The organism is Pseudoxanthomonas sp. LARHCG66, from assembly GCF_052871755.1.
The window spans coordinates 642,984-657,496 of the sequence record NZ_JBIXJW010000001.1 but is presented as its reverse complement, the minus strand read 5'-3'; the positions used below and the strand labels follow the sequence as shown (position 1 = coordinate 657,496).

The 14,513-nt window shown below is 67.0% G+C and carries 15 protein-coding genes; 5 read left to right on the top strand and 10 right to left on the bottom strand.

Annotated features, from left to right (window positions below; genetic code table 11):
* Nucleotide 1: 1 nt before the first annotated feature.
* From rnr to ACIPRS_RS03190, 4 genes are all read left to right on the top strand, one after another.
* Nucleotides 2–2,506, top strand: a complete 2,505-nt coding sequence (gene rnr, locus ACIPRS_RS03205) for a ribonuclease R (RefSeq protein WP_446537485.1) — start codon at nucleotides 2–4, stop codon at nucleotides 2,504–2,506.
* 351 nt (nucleotides 2,507–2,857) lie between these two features.
* On the top strand, nucleotides 2,858–3,331 hold the full coding sequence (locus tag ACIPRS_RS03200; RefSeq protein ID WP_446537484.1) for a GFA family protein: 474 nt from the start codon (nucleotides 2,858–2,860) through the stop codon (nucleotides 3,329–3,331).
* Between the two features lie 51 nt (nucleotides 3,332–3,382).
* Nucleotides 3,383–4,126 carry a 23S rRNA (guanosine(2251)-2'-O)-methyltransferase RlmB gene (gene rlmB, locus ACIPRS_RS03195; protein ID WP_337730272.1) on the top strand — a complete coding sequence of 248 codons (744 nt, stop codon included), beginning with the start codon at nucleotides 3,383–3,385 and terminating at the stop codon, nucleotides 4,124–4,126.
* Between the two features lie 10 nt (nucleotides 4,127–4,136).
* On the top strand, nucleotides 4,137–5,327 hold the full coding sequence (locus ACIPRS_RS03190) for a DmpA family aminopeptidase (RefSeq protein WP_446537483.1): 1,191 nt from the start codon (nucleotides 4,137–4,139) through the stop codon (nucleotides 5,325–5,327).
* 12 nt (nucleotides 5,328–5,339) lie between these two features.
* Here the strand turns inward: ACIPRS_RS03190 and ACIPRS_RS03185 are convergent, their stop codons facing one another.
* On the bottom strand, nucleotides 5,340–5,879 hold the full coding sequence (locus tag ACIPRS_RS03185) for a helix-turn-helix domain-containing protein (protein ID WP_225590811.1): 540 nt from the start codon (nucleotides 5,877–5,879) through the stop codon (nucleotides 5,340–5,342).
* 115 nt (nucleotides 5,880–5,994) lie between these two features.
* On the opposite strand from ACIPRS_RS03185, the gene rhtA reads away from it, so the two are divergent.
* Nucleotides 5,995–6,882, top strand: a complete 888-nt coding sequence (gene rhtA / locus ACIPRS_RS03180) for a threonine/homoserine exporter RhtA (RefSeq protein WP_446537482.1) — start codon at nucleotides 5,995–5,997, stop codon at nucleotides 6,880–6,882.
* 10 nt (nucleotides 6,883–6,892) lie between these two features.
* On the opposite strand, the gene rnt is transcribed toward rhtA, so the two are convergent.
* The 9 genes from rnt to pstS form a co-directional block, all read right to left on the bottom strand.
* Nucleotides 6,893–7,522 (bottom strand): ribonuclease T, encoded by a 630-nt coding sequence (rnt, locus tag ACIPRS_RS03175; RefSeq protein WP_446537481.1) that lies wholly within the window; start codon nucleotides 7,520–7,522, stop codon nucleotides 6,893–6,895.
* A 211-nt stretch (nucleotides 7,523–7,733) separates the two neighbouring features.
* Nucleotides 7,734–8,483, bottom strand: coding sequence for an HvfC family RiPP maturation protein (locus tag ACIPRS_RS03170; RefSeq protein ID WP_446537480.1), 750 nt, complete (start codon nucleotides 8,481–8,483; stop codon nucleotides 7,734–7,736).
* A complete protein-coding gene (locus ACIPRS_RS03165) occupies nucleotides 8,476–9,327 on the bottom strand; it encodes an HvfB family MNIO-type RiPP peptide maturase (protein WP_446537479.1) in 852 nt (283 codons plus the stop codon). Before ACIPRS_RS03165 ends, ACIPRS_RS03170 begins: the two co-directional genes overlap by 8 nt.
* A 60-nt stretch (nucleotides 9,328–9,387) precedes the next feature.
* Nucleotides 9,388–9,798 (bottom strand): HvfA family oxazolone/thioamide-modified RiPP metallophore, encoded by a 411-nt coding sequence (locus ACIPRS_RS03160; protein WP_446537478.1) that lies wholly within the window; start codon nucleotides 9,796–9,798, stop codon nucleotides 9,388–9,390.
* Nucleotides 9,799–9,947: 149 nt separating this feature from the next.
* Nucleotides 9,948–10,658 carry a phosphate signaling complex protein PhoU gene (gene phoU, locus ACIPRS_RS03155; RefSeq protein WP_337730266.1) on the bottom strand — a complete coding sequence of 237 codons (711 nt, stop codon included), beginning with the start codon at nucleotides 10,656–10,658 and terminating at the stop codon, nucleotides 9,948–9,950.
* Nucleotides 10,659–10,666: 8 nt separating this feature from the next.
* Nucleotides 10,667–11,485: a phosphate ABC transporter ATP-binding protein PstB gene (gene pstB / locus ACIPRS_RS03150; protein WP_192200611.1), complete on the bottom strand. Its 819-nt coding sequence runs from the start codon at nucleotides 11,483–11,485 to the stop codon at nucleotides 10,667–10,669.
* Entirely contained in the window at nucleotides 11,478–12,329 is an 852-nt protein-coding gene (gene pstA, locus ACIPRS_RS03145) for a phosphate ABC transporter permease PstA (protein WP_298126221.1), read from the bottom strand. Before pstA ends, pstB begins: the two co-directional genes overlap by 8 nt.
* Entirely contained in the window at nucleotides 12,329–13,300 is a 972-nt protein-coding gene (gene pstC / locus ACIPRS_RS03140) for a phosphate ABC transporter permease subunit PstC (RefSeq protein WP_192200613.1), read from the bottom strand. The genes pstA and pstC overlap by 1 nt, the downstream gene beginning before the upstream one ends.
* Before the next feature lie 112 nt (nucleotides 13,301–13,412).
* On the bottom strand, nucleotides 13,413–14,507 hold the full coding sequence (gene pstS, locus ACIPRS_RS03135) for a phosphate ABC transporter substrate-binding protein PstS (RefSeq protein ID WP_337730265.1): 1,095 nt from the start codon (nucleotides 14,505–14,507) through the stop codon (nucleotides 13,413–13,415).
* Between the last annotated feature and the right edge of the window lie 6 nt (nucleotides 14,508–14,513).

The window sequence follows — 14,513 nt, the reverse complement described above, 5'->3', positions numbered from 1 at the left end:
CATGACCAACAAGACACCACGCAGCGGCGGCAAGACGCCCGCCGGGAAAGGAAGCAAGCCAGGCGGCACGCCCGGTTCCCGCAACGCCGGCAAGCCGGCCCCCTCTGGCAAGTCCGGCAAGCCCGGCAAGCCGGCCAAGAAGAGCCTCCCGCCCTGGATGCCCGATGTGCCCGCGCGAGCGCCGTCCCGCACGCATGCCGGCGCACCGCCCGCGCGCCGCAACCCCGGCTCCGGATCACGTACGGGCGGTCGTTTCGTCGATCCCCATGCGCAACGCGAAGCGCAACGTTATGAACAACCCATCGCCAGTCGCGAGGCCATCCTCGGCTTCCTCGAAGCAGCGGAAGGTCCGCAGACGGCGGAGGAAATCGCCGGTCCGCTGGGCCTGGACGCACCCGAGCGTTTCGATGCGCTGTCCAAGCGGCTGGGCGCGATGGTCCGCGATGGCCAACTCGTGCAGAACCGGCGCGGCGGTTTCGCGCCCGTGCAGCAGACCGACCTCATCTCCGGCACGGTGATCGCCAATCCCGACGGCTTCGGTTTCCTGCGTCCTGATGCGGGCGGCGACGACCTGTTCCTGCCGCCCTACGAAATGCGCAAGGTCATGCATGGCGACCGCGCGCTGGCCAACGTCACCGGCATCGATCGCCGCGGTCGTCGCGAAGGCAGCATCGCGCGCGTGCTGGAGCGTGGCGTCACCCGCCTGATCGGGCGGTTCGGTTTCGAAGTGGGCATCGCCTACGTGGCGCCCGACGACAAGCGCATCCAGCGCAACGTCCAGATCCCGCAGGACGCGACCGGTGGCGCGCGCGACGGCCAGCTCGTCGTGGTCGAACTGACCCAGGCGCCGGACACCCGGCGCCCGCCCATCGGCAAGGTCATCGCCGTGCTCGGCGACAGTCTGACGCCATCGCTGGTGGTCGAGGCTGCGATCCACGGCCACAACCTGCCGCACGAGTTCCCGCAGGAGGTGCTGGACGAGGCCACGGCCGTGCCGCTGGTCATCGAGCCCTCGATGATCGGCGATCGCGTGGACCTGCGCGACATGCCGCTGGTGACAATCGACGGCGCCGATGCGAAGGACTTCGACGATGCGGTGTATTGCGAGAGCAATCGCCAGGGCCTGCGCATGAAGAACCGCAGCGGCTACCGCCTGGTGGTGGCCATCGCCGATGTCTCGCACTACGTGCGCCCGGGTACGCCGCTGGATGATGAAGCGCAGAAGCGCGCGACCTCGGTGTACTTCCCGGGTTTCGTGGTGCCCATGCTGCCGGAGACGTTGTCCAACGGCATCTGCTCGCTGAATCCGAAAGTGGACCGCATGTGTTTCGTCTGCGACATGCAGGTCAACAGCGAGGGCGAAGTCACCCAGTCGAAGTTCTACGAGGCGGTGATGCGCTCGCACGCACGCCTCACCTACGACCAGGTGTGGAAGGCAGTGGGCGAGGGCGACGCCGAGGCCCGCCAGTCCATCGGCGCCTTGCTGCCGCAGGTCGAGCGCCTGCACGAGCTGTATGGCCTGCTGGCCAAGGCGCGCGAGAAGCGTGGGGCGATCGAGTTCGAGACGTCCGAAGTCCGCTTCGAGCTGGACAACCGCGGGGAAGTCACCCAGGCCGGCATGTTGCAGCGGAACGATGCGCACAAGCTGATCGAGGAATGCATGATCGCGGCCAACGTGGAAGCCGCCAGGTTCCTGCTGGGCGCGCGCATTCCCGCGCCGTACCGTGTGCATGACCGGCCGCCGGAATCCAAGTACGCCGACCTGCTCGAGTTCCTGAAGGAATTCAAGTTGAGCCTGCCGGCCTGGAGCAAGGTGCAGCCACGGGATTTCACCCAGCTGCTGAAGAAGATCCGCGAGCGTCCCGACGTGGCCCTGCTGGAATCGGTGGTGCTGCGCAGCCAGAGCCTGGCGGTCTACTCGCCGGACAATGCGGGCCATTTCGGCCTGGCGCTGGAGGCCTACGCGCACTTCACGTCGCCCATCCGCCGGTATCCCGACCTGCTCGTGCACCGCGCCATCAAGTACGCGCTGACCAAGGGCAAGCCGGAGAAATTCCTATATTCCGCGCACGAGATGGCGGCCCTTTCGCTGCAGTGTTCAGAACGCGCGCGACGCGCCGACGAAGCCGAGCGTGAAGTCGATGAGCGCTACCGTGCGGCGTGGATGGAGCAGCATGTCGGCGGCCAGTTCGACGGCGTGATCAGCGGCGTCACCAGCTTTGGCCTGTTCGTGGAGCTGGACCAGTCCAAGGTCAACGGCCTGGTCCATGTGACCCAGCTGCCGCAGGACTATTACCACTTCGATCCGCTGCGCAAGACATTGTCGGGCGAGCGCCGCGGCATGTCGTTCCGCCTGGGCGACCGCGTCCGCATCATCGTGCTGAAGGCCAGCCTGGAGGAACGCAAGATCGACTTCCGCCTGGTCGACGACAAGGCGAAAGACGGTGGCACGCCCTCGCCCCAGCCGCGTGGGCAGCCGGCCAAGCGCAGGAAGCAGAAGTACTGATTGAAGCCCGTCGTCCCAGCGCACGCTGGGATCCAGCTTGATCTTGGCTTTCTTCAAGGACCTGCGTGAAACGGCAGCATCAGGATGGATACCGGCTTCCGCCGGGATGACGATCAAGGGCGGCACCGTCGTCCCAGCGCACGCTGGGACCCATTTTGATCTTCGCTCTCTTCGCACGGACCTGCGTGCAACGGCAGTATCAGGATGGATCCCGGCTACCGCCGGGATGACGATCAAAGGCGGCACCGTCGTCCGGTGCTTGAGGGGATGACGGGATCCTTGTCGTCGGGCGTTGCAGGATGGGCGTGGTCCTGCAACGACATGCGCATCCCACGCCAGGAGCGTCAGTCCATGTCCATCCCGACCCACTCCGGTGGCTGCCAATGCGGCGCGATCCGTTTCCGCGTCAGCGGCGAGCTGAAGGACGCTTCCATCTGCCATTGCCGCATGTGCCAGAAAGCATTCGGTGCGTACTACGCGCCGCTGGTGTCCACGCGCGGCGCGGTGCTGGAGTGGACGCGGGGCGAACCGAAGCGCTTCCACTCGTCCAACGTCGTCCGGCGCGGCTTCTGTGCCGACTGCGGCACGCCGCTGACCTATGAGGCGCCCGACGGCGTGGCGCTGGCCGCGGGGGCATTCGACGACCCCTCGGGATTGCCGCCGTGGGTGCAGTACGGGGTGGAAGGCAAGCTGCCGTACGTGGATACCCTGCCTGCATTGCCGCAGCGGCGCACCGAGGAAGACGAGGCGGCGGCGGCCTTTCTTGCCGGAGTGGTGTCGTTCCAGCATCCCGACAACGACACGGCCGCGTGGCCGCCGCGCTGAGCGACCGGTCGGTGCGATAATGCCGGCCTTTCCAACGCGGCCGTACAGCGCATGAGCAAGCAGAACCAGTGGATCGTCGGCGTCAACGCGGTCGCTTCGGCCGTCGAGAACGATGCCGACAACGTGCGCGAGATCCTGATCGAGGGAGGCAGCAAGAACGCGCGCCTGACCGAGATCGAGGAGAACGCACGTCGCAAGGGCATCGACGTGCGTCGCGTCACCGGGCAGGCGCTGGACGGCGTGGCCGGCGCGTTGCGCCACCAGGGCGTGGCCGCGCGCTATGCCGCTGCCAGGACCTGGGACGAGAACGAACTGCAGGGTCTGGTGGAAGCCGCCGAAGGCAAGGCGCTGCTGCTGGTGCTGGACGGCGTGCAGGATCCGCACAATCTTGGCGCCTGCCTGCGCAGCGCCGCCGCGGCCGGCGTCACCGCCGTGATCATTCCCAAGGACAAGTCGGTCGGCGTCAACGCGACCGTGCGCAAGACGTCGGCCGGTGCGGCCGACCGCATCCCGGTCGTGCAGGTCACCAATCTGTCGCGTTGCCTGCGCGACCTGCAGCAGCTCGGCGTGTGGATCTATGGCCTGGCTGGCGAGGCGGATGCCTCGCTGTACGCCACCGACCTGCGCGGCAACGTGGCGCTGGCGCTGGGCGGCGAAGCCGATGGCCTGCGTCGCCTGACCCGCGAGCATTGCGACGGGCTGGTGAAGATTCCCATGCCCGGCGACATCGAAAGCCTCAACGTGTCGGTCGCGGCCGGCGTCACCCTGTTCGAGGCCGTCCGCCAGCGCCAGTAAAGGAGTCCCCATGTCCCGCACGCCGCATCCTTCGTTCCCTCGACTGGCGGCGCTGCTGCTGGGGCTGTCCTCGCTCACCGCCATCGCGCAGGAAGCGCCGCGCGCACGGGCCCGCGACCTCGGTGTCGCCCCCGGCATCTTCGCGACCGGCACGCACAATGCCATCACCGATGTCGCCGGCGTGCGCGTCGGGCAGGTGACGCTGAAGGAAGGCGACACCGTGCGGACCGGTGTCACCGCAATCCTGCCGCATGCGGGCAACACGTACCGCTCGCGCGTGCCGGCCGCAGTGCATGTCGGCAACGGGTTCGGCAAGTTCATCGGCAGCACCCAGGTCAACGAACTGGGCGAACTGGAAACCCCCATCCTGCTGACATGCACCCTGTGCGTGTGGAAGGCGGCGGATGCAATGGCGGCCTGGATGCTCGACAAGCCGGGCATGCAGCAGGTGCGTTCGCTCAACGTGGTCGTCGGTGAAACCAATGACGGCGGTCTCAACGACATCCGTGCCCGTCCGGTGACGGCCGAGGCGGTGCGGGGCGCGCTTGAAGCCGCCCATGATGGTCCGGTGCAGGAAGGCAGCGTGGGCGCCGGCACGGGTACGGTGGCGTTCGGCTGGAAGGGCGGCATCGGTACGTCCTCGCGCAAGCTGCCCGGTTCGCTGGGAGGTTGGACGGTCGGCGTGCTGGTACAAAGCAATTTCGGTGGCGTGCTGCAGGTATCCGGTGCGCCGGTGGGCCGTGAACTGGCGCGTTACGCGTTCCAGGATGCCGTCGCGGTGCGCGCTGCTGCAGGCCGCGGTCCTGCGGATGATCGCGGGGACGGATCGATCATCATCGTCATCGCCACCGATGCCCCGCTGAGTGACCGCAACCTGCGGCGCGTCGCCTCGCGTGCAATGATGGGGTTGGGCCGGACGGGCAGTTCGGCGTCCAATGGCAGCGGGGATTACATCCTCGCGTTCTCCACCGCCGAGTCGGTGCGGCGCGCCTTCGATGCGCCCCGGCTGGAAACCGCCGAACTCGCGAACGAGCAGATGAGCGCGGTATTCCAGGCCAGCGTGGAAGCGGTGGAAGAGGCGATCTACAACTCGCTGTTCATGGCCACCACCGTCAGTGGCAATGGCGAGACGGTCGAGGCGATTCCGCTGGACCGCGTGCGTGACGTGCTGCGCCGCCATGGCATTGCGCCCACGCGATAGTCCCGTGCGAGCTCAGTGCGCCACGTTGCGGATGAAGCGCAGCGGTGTGTCGCCGTCGTTGCGATAGGCGTAGTCGCGGTCGCTGGGGAACACGAAGAAATCGCCCGCATCGACCGCATGTTCTCCGTCGGGCAGTTCCACCACCAGCGTGCCTTCGATGACGAAGAACATTTCGTGCCATCCGCTCGGGTCGGCCGCCGAGGTGTAGCGGTCCCCGGGCATCAACGTCCAGGCCCACAGCTCCACGTCGTGGGTTGCCGGTGCACTGGCCAGCAGCACGCCCTGCGAGCCCGGCGTGCGCCCGCTCCAGACCAGGGCTTCGATGCGGTCCCGGCTCGGATTGCCCGGCGCCTTCACCAGGTCGGCGAACGTCACCTCCAACGCCTCGGCGATCCGGTCGAGGGTATTGAGGCTGACATTGGCATCCCCGGATTCGATCCCGACCAGCATGCGGCGGCTGACGTCCGAGGCATCCGCCAGCGCCTGTTGGCTGAGGCCGGCTGCGGTCCGCAGGCGGCGGACGTTCTCGGCAACGTGTTCAAGTACGCTCATGGGCAGGGGTTGCGCACTATATTGCGCATCCGGTAAGCTTCGAGGTGCGCAATATAGTGCGCAATCCATTCATCCTTCAAGCGCGGCGCTTCCGGCGTCCGCAGGTAGTGTCGCCATGTCGTCCCCGAATTCCCCCGCGCCCGCCCACTGGCAGCCGATCGCGCTGCTGCTCGTCGCCATGCTGTCCATCCAGGCCGGCGCGTCGATGGCGAAGAGCCTGTTCCCGGCGGTGGGTGCCACCGGCGCCACCGCGTTGCGGCTGGCGCTGGCGACATTGATCCTGGTGATGGTGTTCCGCCCGTGGCGGGCACGCATCACGCGGGCGCAATGGCCGCTGCTGCTGTTCTACGGCGCCTCGCTGGGGCTGATGAACCTGCTGTTCTACAAGGCCCTGGAAACGGTGCCGCTGGGCATCGCCGTCGCGCTCGAATTCACCGGCCCGCTCGCCGTGGCGCTGTTCGGTTCCCGCCATCTGCGCGACGTCGTCTGGGTGGCGTTGGCCGTCGCCGGGCTGGTCCTGCTGGTGCCGGAGCAGGGCGCGCAGGCAGTGGACCTCGTGGGGGTGGCGTACGCGCTCGGCGCGGGTGCGTGCTGGGCGATGTACATCGTGTTCGGCCAGAAGGCCGGCAACGCGCATGGCCCGCAGACGGTCGCGATAGGCAGCTGCATCGCCGCGGCGGTGGCGGTGCCGTTCGGTGTCGCGCACGCCGGGGCAGCGCTGCTGGCGCCCGCGTTGTTGCCCGTCGCGCTGGCGGTGGCACTGCTGTCCACCGCGATTCCCTACAGCCTGGAGATGGTCGCGCTGACGAAGATGCCCACGCGCACTTTCGGCATGCTGATGAGCCTGGAGCCGGCCATCGCCGCGTTGTGCGGCCTGCTGTTCCTGCACGAACGCCTGTCGATGCTGCAGTGGCTGGCCATCGCCGCGATCATCGTCGCGTCGGCGGGTGCCGCGATGACGGCACGTCCGGTCGTGGCGGCCGCCGGTAGCGGCCAGGGGTGATGCAGCGCGCTCAGCCCAGCGGGCGCGGCCACGCATTGGCGATCTTGCAGAACAGCCGCGCTGTCTGCTCGGCATCGTAGACGGCGGAGTGCGCGTCCTCCGCATTCCAGTCGAAGCCCGCCGCCTGCACCGCGCGCGCCAGCACGGTCTGGCCGTAGGCCACGCCGGCGAGCGTCACCGTATCGAACACGCTGAAGGGATGGAACGGGTTGCGCTTGTGCGCCACGCGCGTGACCGCCGCATTGAGGAAGTTCAGGTCGAAGTGGGCGTTGTGGCCTACCAGGATCGCGCGTTGGCACCCGTGCTTCTTTACCGCCGCACGCACGGGCGCGAAGACATGGTCCAGCGCATCCTTTTCCAGTTTGGCGAAACGGAACGGGTGGTCGAGGTCGATGCCGGTGACTTCCAGCGACTTCGGATCGATTTCGGTGCCGGGCGCCGGATGCAGGTGCACGCTGGCGGTCTCGCCGCAGACCAGCAATCCGTTTTCGTCCAGGTCCAGCGGCACCGCAGCCATTTCCAGCAGTGCGTGGCGGTTCCAGTCGAAGCCGCCGGTTTCCACGTCCACCACCACCGGCAGGTAACCGCGGAAGCGCTGGGCCATCGGGGTGATGCGGGTGGGTTCGGTGGCGTTTTCCATGTGGGAAAGGGTAGCAGACGGCGTGGCGCTTCTTCTGCTGGAAACCCAGCCGCGAGCTCGCAGTTGTAGGAGCGACGTGAGTCGCGACCGCACGCGATCGGCGTTCCGGTTCTCCCGGATCTTCGCGTAGCGGGCATGCGACACCTGCCTGTCGGACGGCCACGCGTGCGTCCCGGGTCTGCGGTCGCGACTCACGTCGCTCCTACAGAAGTCAGGGACGCGTACCCATCAGCGTGCCTTCTTCACGCATACGGGAAAGCATGGCGCCCCCCTGGTCGACGAAGGCGGGCAGGTCATCCACGCCCGCTTCGACCGCGAGTTGCCGCAGCGCATCGCCACCGCTGCGACCGCCGTCGCCCAGCAGTTCCATCAGCCGGTACACCAGCGGCGAGATGGCCGCGAATCTCACCTGGTGGCCGGCATCACGCCGGACGAGCAGCAAGGTCGGTTCGGAGGGCGCGGTGTCGGGCAGGTAGTCCGGTCCGATGCGGTGCACCGGCCATTGATAGGCGAGCGCCCATGCGAAAGGCGATACCACCGGCTCACCCGTGACAAGGTCGCCGTCCGGCACGTGGGGTGGCACGGCGTCATCGGCGATCTGCAGCGCCAGTTCGACCCATTCGTAATGTGCCAGTTCGCGCAGCCACGCGGGCAGTGAGTCGTTGCGCCCGGCACGTGACTCCAGGTAACGGATGAACTCGCGCGCCACTTCCGGAAACAGGGGCGTCCTGCTGCGGTGTTCGGCATAGAACTGCCGTACCAGCATGCACCAGGCATCGTCACCCAGGGTCTTGCGGATCACCGGGAAGTTGCCGGCCAGCAGGCTTTCGATGTTGTTGAAAAACAGGTCGCGATAGACCGCCAGCCGGCGTGCCTCGATGCCCGGTGGTGGCGGATGCGCCGAGGGATCGCGCAGATGGCGCGACAGGGCGAATTGCTGGTCGCGCAGCGCGTCAGCCATGCAGCGCGTGTCCGTCGGAGGTCGCGTGCACCGATTGCAGGTGACGGATGCGCTGGAGTTCCGCAGCGAGTTCGGCCAACGGAGGGAAATTGAAATCGCGCTCCAGCAGGGTAGGGCGTACGCCGTGCGTCGCATAGGCCAGTGACAGCAGCGACCACACATCGTCCTTTACCGGCGCGCCATGCGTGTCCACCTTGAGGTCGTCGGCTTCGTCGTAGTGGCCGGCGATGTGGTACGAGGCGATCCGCGCCGACGGCATGCGCGCCAGGAAACCACGCGCGTCGTAGCCATGGTTGATCGCATTGACGTAGATGTTGTTGACGTCCAGCAGCAGATCGCAGTCCGCTTCGGACAGCACCGCGATGATGAAGTCGGCTTCGTCCATCGCCTGGTAGGGCGCGGCGTAGTAGGAGACGTTCTCCACCGCGATGCGCCGGCCGAGGGCGTCCTGTGCCTGGCGGATGTGCGCCGCGACATGCCGCACCGCTTCCTCGGTGAAAGGAATCGGCATCAGGTCGTACAGGTGGCCGTCGTCGGTGCAGTAGCTCAGGTGTTCGCTGTACAGCGCCACGCCGTGCTGGTCGAGGAAGCGGCGCGTGCGGGCGAGAAAGGTATCGTCCAGTGGTGCAACGCCGCCGAGCGACAGCGACAGGCCGTGGCAGGTCAGTGCATGGCGCGAGGACAATGTCTGCAGCGCTTCACCGTAGCGGCCGCCCACGCCGATCCAGTTGTCCGGCGCGCATTCGAGGAAGTCGAACGCATCCGCCGGCGCTGCCAGCAGTTCGTCCAGCAGTGCGCGACGCAGGCCGAGGCCGGCGGAAGGGGCGGGCAGGGAGCGGTTCATTGCGACACGGCGACGTCCCGCCTTCCGGAGAAGACGGGACCGTCGTTCAGTGCGGACGGATCAGCCTTCGGTCTTCTTGTCGGCACCGCACTTGCCTTCGCCACACTTGCCTTCACCGCACTTGCCCTCGGCGCCCTTGGCACCGGCGTGCGCCTTGTGCTCGGCCGCGTCGATGAAGCCGTCCTTGTTGGTGTCGATGTCGGCGAACTTTCCGGCCTTGTCGGGATGCGCGGCGGCGAATTCGGCCTGCGAGACCTTGCCGTCCTTGTCGGTGTCGGCCTTGGCCATGCCGCACTTGCCTTCGCCGCATTTACCCTCACCGCACTTGCCTTCCCCCGCCTTGGCGGCCTCGGGTGCGGCCAGCAGGTAACCCTGCGCCAGTGGTTCCATCGCGAAGCTCGAACCGGCCAGCAGGATGCCGCCCGCCAGGGCAACGGCGATGGTGGCGGGCTTGGTGGTGTTCTTGGACATCGTGGTCTCTCCCGGGAATGTGCGGGGTATCCGCACCAACGTGGCGGGATTGTAGCCGCGGGACGTTAGCGGTTCGTGTGGGCAGGGGGCTGGAACGGAAACGCCCCGCAATGGCGGGGCGTTCCGGGTGCTGCGGTGCGGCGAAAGCCTCAGATGACGCCGGTGGTGCTGGTCTCGTCGCGCTTGTCGCGCGGGGGCAGCGGCTGCTCGCCATGCACCAGGAACCAGACGTTCTCGGCGATGTTGGTGGCGTGGTCGCCGATCCGCTCCAGGTTCTTGGCCATGAACAGCAGGTGGGTGCACGGGGTGATGTTGCGCGGGTCTTCCATCATGTAGGTCAGCAACTCGCGGAACAGCGCGGTGTAGTGCGCGTCCAGCTCGGCGTCGCGCGCGCGGACCTGGACGGCCTGTTCGGCATCGCCGTTCTGGTAGGCGAGGAGCACGTCGCGCACCTGGCGCGCCGCCAGCTTGCCGAGCGCGCGCAGGCCGGTGATCTGCGGCATCGGCGGCGACACGTTGAGGGCGATCGAACGCTTGGCCACGTTGGCCGCGTAGTCGCCGATGCGCTCGATGTCGGCCGGGATGCGCAGGCCGGCGAGGATCTCGCGCAGGTCGCGCGCCATCGGCCCGCGCAGGGCGAGGTGCATCACGTCGTGGCTGACCTGGTGCTCGATGGCATCGATGGCTTCGTCGTTGGCGATGATGCGCTGGGCGGCCTTGTCGTCGCGGCGTTCGACCACGTCCAGCGCGGCCTCCAGCTGGGCGACGGCAGTCTCGCCCATGCGCACGATCTCGGCCACGATGCGGCGCTGTTCTTCGTCGTAGCTCTTCACGATATGGTCGTTCGGTTGGGTGTTCATGGGCGTCCTCAGCCGAAACGGCCGGTGATGTAGTCTTCCGTCTGCTGCTTGCCGGGGTTGGAGAAGATCGTCGACGTGACGTCGTGCTCCACCAGCTCGCCCAGGTACATGAAGGCCGTGTAGTCGGACACGCGCGCGGCCTGCTGCATGTTGTGCGTCACGATGGCGATGGTGTACTGGTGCTTCAGTTCCTCGATCAGCTGTTCGATCTTGCTGGTCGAGATGGGATCCAGCGCCGAGGTCGGCTCATCGAGCAGGATCACGTCCGGGCGCAGCGCCACGGCGCGCGCGATGCACAGGCGCTGCTGCTGGCCGCCGGACAGGCCCAGCGCGCTCTGCTTCAGCTTGTCCTTTGCCTCTTCCCACAGCGCGGCCTGGCGCAGCGCCTGTTCGACGCGCACGTCCATCTCGGCCTTGCCCAGGCGCTCATGGTGGCGGATGCCATAGGCGACGTTCTCGTAGATCGTCATCGGGAACGGAACGGGCTTCTGGAACACCATGCCCACCTTGCTGCGCAGGCGGTTCATCGGGTACTTGGCGTCCAGGATGTTCTCCCCGTCCAGCGACACCACGCCGGTGGCGCGCAGCTTGGGATAGAGCGAATAGATGCGGTTGAACACGCGCAGCAGCGTGGACTTGCCGCAACCGGACGGACCGATCAGCGCCGTCACGCGCTTCTCGGGGATCTCCAGGTTGATGTTCTTCAGGGCGTGGTAGTCGCCGTAGTAGAAGTCCAGGTCCTTGGCGGCCAGCTTCACCTTGGCCTGCGCGCTGTGCTCGTCGTGGCGCTGGGTGGCAACGACCGAAATGCGGGCCGCGTCATTCATGGGTCACCTTGTTTCGAAGAAGGATGGTTCGCGCAGCCAGGCTGAGCAGGAGGACCAGGGCAGTCACCAGGAACGCACCGGCCCAGGCCAGCGAGTTCCACGAGTCGTAGGGGCTCATGGCGTACTGGAAGATCACCATGGGCAGGTTGGCCATCGACTGGTTGAGGTCGGTGCTCCAGAACTGGTTGTTGAAGGCGGTGAACAGCAGCGGTGCGGTTTCGCCGCTGATGCGCGCCAGCGCCAGCAGCACGCCGGTGACGATGCCCGGCAATGCAGAACGCATGAGCACCTGCGTGGTCACCTTCCACTGCGGCACGCCCAGCGACAGCGCCGCTTCGCGCATCTGCTGCGGCACCAGCCGCAGCATCTCGTCGGTGGTGCGCACGATGACGGGCAGGGCGATGAATGCCAGAGCGACCGCACCGGCCCAGGCCGAGTAGTGGCCCATCTGCGCCACCATCACGGTGTAGATGAAGAGGCCCAGCACGATGGACGGTGCCGACAGCAGGATGTCGTTGACGAAGCGGACCGTTTCGCCCAGCCAGTGCTTGTTGGCGTACTCGGCCAGGTAGGTGCCGGCGGCCACACCGATGGGCGTGCCCAGCAGGATGGCCAGCAGGCTCATCACCACGCTGCCGAACAACGCGTTCGCCAGGCCGCCGGGTTCGTTCGGCGGCGGGGTCATCTGGGTGAACAGGTCCAGGTTGAGGCTGCTCATGCCCTTGGTGATCGTGGTCCAGAGGATCCAGACCAGCCACATCAGGCCGAAGATCGCAGCCGCGATGGACAGCGTCAGCGCGACGCCGTTCTTGACCTTGCGGAAGGTGTACAGGGACGTGGACATCAGTTGCCCTCCCGCTTGGCCAGCTGGCGCAGCATCAGGCGGGCGATGGCCAGCACGATGAAGGTCAGCAGGAACAGAGTGAAGCCCAGCAGCAGCAGCGAGCCCTTGTGCAGCGGGTCGGTGGCCTCGGCGAATTCATTGGCGATCGTGGAGGCGATGGACGTGCCCGGTTCCAGCAGGGCGGCGCTGATCGTATAGGCGTTGCCGATCACGAACGTCACCGCCATGGTTTCGCCGAGTGCCCGGCCCAGGCCGAGGAATACGCCGCCGATCACCGCCGAGCGCGTGTAGGGCAGCACCACGTCCCACACCACTTCCCACTTCGTGGAGCCCAGTGCGTACGCCGATTCCTTCAGGCGGCCCGGCACGGTCAGGAAGACCTCGCGCATGACCGACGATACGAACGGGATCACCATGATGGCCAGCACCAGCCCGGCGGTCAGCATGCCGATGCCGAGCGGCGGGCCGGAAAGCACCGCCCCGATCAGCGGCAGCTGCCCCAGGTTGTCGTTGATCCACGGGTAGACGTGTTCGCTCAGCTGCGGCGCCAGCACGAACAGGCCCCACATGCCGTAGATGATCGAAGGAATGCCGGCCAGCAGCTCGATCGCCATCCCGACCGGTCCGCGCATCCACGCAGGCGCCACTTCGGTCAGGAACACCGCGATGCCGAAACTCACCGGCACCGCGATCAGCATGGCGACGCCGGCGCTGACCAGCGTGCCGAACACCGGCACCAGGGCGCCGAATTCGCGCGTGCCGACATTCCATTCGGTGCTGGTGAAGAAGCCCAGGCCGAAGGTCTGGAGGGCTTCGCGACCGCCCCACAGCATCGACAATGCGGCGGCGATCAGCGAGATCAGGACGAACATGCCGGCGCCGGTCATGGTCCAGCGGAACAGCTTGTCGGCACGCGCGTCGCGCGTGGTACGCACATCCGACAGGGAAGCGGGGAGAGCGGTGGCGTTCATGCAACCCGGGAGATAGGGGGGAGGGGCTGGTGCGAAGTGTTCAAGTGCACGTTGTCGCGGTTACCGCGTGATGACACCGGGCCGCTCATGGGGGCGGCCCGGTGTGTTCCCTTCAGAGTTTGATTTCGGCGGCCCAGTACTTCTCGATCTGTCCCACCAGCTCGGGCGGCAGCGGCACGTAGTCCAGTTCGTTCGCCTGCGCCTGGCCCTGCTCGTAGGCCCACTTGAAGAAGTCCAGGGTGTGCCTGGCTTTCGCGGCATCCTTCGGCTGCTTGTAGACCAGGATGAAGTTGGTCGCCGTGATCGGCCACGCCTGTTCGCCGGGCGCATTCGTGATGACCAGGTTGAAGTCCTTGGCATTCGCCCAGTCGGCGCTGGCCGCCGCAGCGGCGAAGCTCTCCGCCGTGGGCTGCACGAACTGGCCGGCCGCATTCTGCAGCGACGCGTACGACATGTTGTTCTGCTCGGCATACGCCAGTTCGACGTAGCCGATGGAGCCCTTCAGCTGGCGCACGTACGCCGCCACGCCTTCGTTGCCCTTGCCGCCGACGCCGCCGGGCCAGTTGACGCTGGTACCTTCGCCGACCTTCGTCTTCCACTCGCCGCTGACCTTGGACAGGTAGTTGACGAAGTTGAAGGTGGTGCCCGACCCATCCGAGCGGTGCACGGTATTGATCTTGCCGGCCGGCAGGGTCACGCCCGGATTCAGCGCGGCGATGGCCGGGTCGTTCCAGGTCGTGATCTTGTGCAGGAAGATGTCGGCCAGCACGGTGCCGCTGAGCTTCAGCTGCCCGGGCTGCAGGCCTTCCACGTTGATGACGGGCACCACGCCGCCGATGACCGACGGAAACTGGCCCAGGCCGGCCTGGGCCAGCTCTTCGGACGACAGCGGCTTGTCCGATGAACCGAAATCGACGGTCGCGGCCTTGATCTGCGCGATGCCGCCGCCCGAACCGATGGACTGGTAATTGATCTTGGCGCCGGTGGCCTTGTTGTAGTCGGTCGACCAGCGGGCCATCAGCGGGTAGATGAACGAAGCGCCGGCCCCGGTGATCTCGGCGGAGATCTTCTGCGCACCTTCGGTCGCTGCCGGGGTGGCCTCATTGCCTGCCGTCGCGGCGGGTGCGTCGGTCTTGCCGCCGCAACCGGCGACGAACAAGGCGGTTGCCAGGGCCAGCGTGGCCAGGCGAGCGTTACGGACGTGCATGGGATC

Excerpts from the sequence above, each read along its gene's own strand:
- rnt (WP_446537481.1), bottom strand. The coding sequence starts at position 7,522 with ATGGAAAACGCCACCGAACCCACCCGCATCACCCCGATGGCCCAGCGC.
- pstA (WP_298126221.1), bottom strand. The coding sequence starts at position 12,329 with ATGTCCACGTCCCTGTACACCTTCCGCAAGGTCAAGAACGGCGTCGCG.
- ACIPRS_RS03190 (WP_446537483.1), top strand. The coding sequence starts at position 4,137 with ATGTCCCGCACGCCGCATCCTTCGTTCCCTCGACTGGCGGCGCTGCTG.
- phoU (WP_337730266.1), bottom strand. The coding sequence starts at position 10,658 with ATGAACACCCAACCGAACGACCATATCGTGAAGAGCTACGACGAAGAA.
- ACIPRS_RS03200 (WP_446537484.1), top strand. The coding sequence starts at position 2,858 with ATGTCCATCCCGACCCACTCCGGTGGCTGCCAATGCGGCGCGATCCGT.
- rnr (WP_446537485.1), top strand. The coding sequence starts at position 2 with ATGACCAACAAGACACCACGCAGCGGCGGCAAGACGCCCGCCGGGAAA.
- ACIPRS_RS03160 (WP_446537478.1), bottom strand. The coding sequence starts at position 9,798 with ATGTCCAAGAACACCACCAAGCCCGCCACCATCGCCGTTGCCCTGGCG.
- rlmB (WP_337730272.1), top strand. The coding sequence starts at position 3,383 with ATGAGCAAGCAGAACCAGTGGATCGTCGGCGTCAACGCGGTCGCTTCG.
- pstB (WP_192200611.1), bottom strand. The coding sequence starts at position 11,485 with ATGAATGACGCGGCCCGCATTTCGGTCGTTGCCACCCAGCGCCACGAC.
- rhtA (WP_446537482.1), top strand. The coding sequence starts at position 5,995 with ATGTCGTCCCCGAATTCCCCCGCGCCCGCCCACTGGCAGCCGATCGCG.
- ACIPRS_RS03170 (WP_446537480.1), bottom strand. The coding sequence starts at position 8,483 with ATGGCTGACGCGCTGCGCGACCAGCAATTCGCCCTGTCGCGCCATCTG.
- pstC (WP_192200613.1), bottom strand. The coding sequence starts at position 13,300 with ATGAACGCCACCGCTCTCCCCGCTTCCCTGTCGGATGTGCGTACCACG.
- pstS (WP_337730265.1), bottom strand. The coding sequence starts at position 14,507 with ATGCACGTCCGTAACGCTCGCCTGGCCACGCTGGCCCTGGCAACCGCC.
- ACIPRS_RS03165 (WP_446537479.1), bottom strand. The coding sequence starts at position 9,327 with ATGAACCGCTCCCTGCCCGCCCCTTCCGCCGGCCTCGGCCTGCGTCGC.
- ACIPRS_RS03185 (WP_225590811.1), bottom strand. The coding sequence starts at position 5,879 with ATGAGCGTACTTGAACACGTTGCCGAGAACGTCCGCCGCCTGCGGACC.